Below are 351 nucleotides of genomic sequence, written 5' to 3' on the forward strand. Positions count from 1 at the left end.
TTACTAAGAATGACAAACTGGATACAATCACTATTTGTGATGTTCTAGATACTCCTGAGCGTAAGAAACAGTATCGTATTACTAAAGTTGACCGTTTTGATTTATACGAACAGAGACAATTGACTCGTCATCACCATAATCTAAAAGAAGAACTCAATGTCTACTGTAATCGACTACAGAAATCGATTGATCTTGTTTTCCCTGAATTCAACACTTTATTCAGTTCGAAATATAGCATTGTTTACATGAACCTTCTTAAAACGTTTGGCAGCGCTGAAGCAATCGCTTCTACAGACATTCGTACAATTCGTAAATGTTTTGAAATCAAAGGTAGAGGCAATCGTATTTCAT

The 351-nt window shown here is 34.8% G+C and carries 1 protein-coding gene; it reads left to right on the forward strand.

Annotated features, from left to right (window positions below; genetic code table 11):
* Positions 1 to 351 (forward strand): IS110 family transposase (locus NE544_RS12370; RefSeq protein WP_256269511.1); only part of this gene is annotated, 351 nt, incomplete at both ends.

It is taken from the genome of Holdemanella sp. MSK.7.32 (assembly GCF_024460475.1).
GTDB lineage: Bacteria > Bacillota_I > Bacilli_A > Erysipelotrichales > Erysipelotrichaceae > Holdemanella.